The sequence below is a fragment of the Streptococcus sp. HMSC056C01 genome, from assembly GCF_001811305.1.
In the GTDB taxonomy this organism is placed as follows: domain Bacteria; phylum Bacillota; class Bacilli; order Lactobacillales; family Streptococcaceae; genus Streptococcus.
Genome location: NZ_KV804207.1, coordinates 181,210 through 181,437 on the forward strand (window position 1 = coordinate 181,210; position 228 = coordinate 181,437).

The window sequence follows — 228 nt, forward strand, 5'->3', positions numbered from 1 at the left end:
ACTCGACCTGTACTTCTTCCAAAAGGGCACAAGCTAGCTTAAAAGCAACTCCACAACCCGCTAGATGTTTGAAAGGATAGTCCGCCCCTGGATGTTCAGGATGAATAATAGCATAAGCATCTGGTAAAACTTCAGGCATAGAATGGTGGTCGGTCACAATAACGTCCACCCCCATAGACTGAGCCAAATCAATAGCTTCATGCCCCGCCACACCATTGTCCACCGTCA

Annotated in this window: 1 protein-coding gene; it reads right to left on the reverse strand. The window is 47.8% G+C overall.

The window, feature by feature from the left end; translation table 11 throughout:
- On the reverse strand, window positions 1-228 hold a 228-nt coding region (locus tag HMPREF2795_RS11075; protein ID WP_222563236.1), incomplete at both ends, for a DHH family phosphoesterase.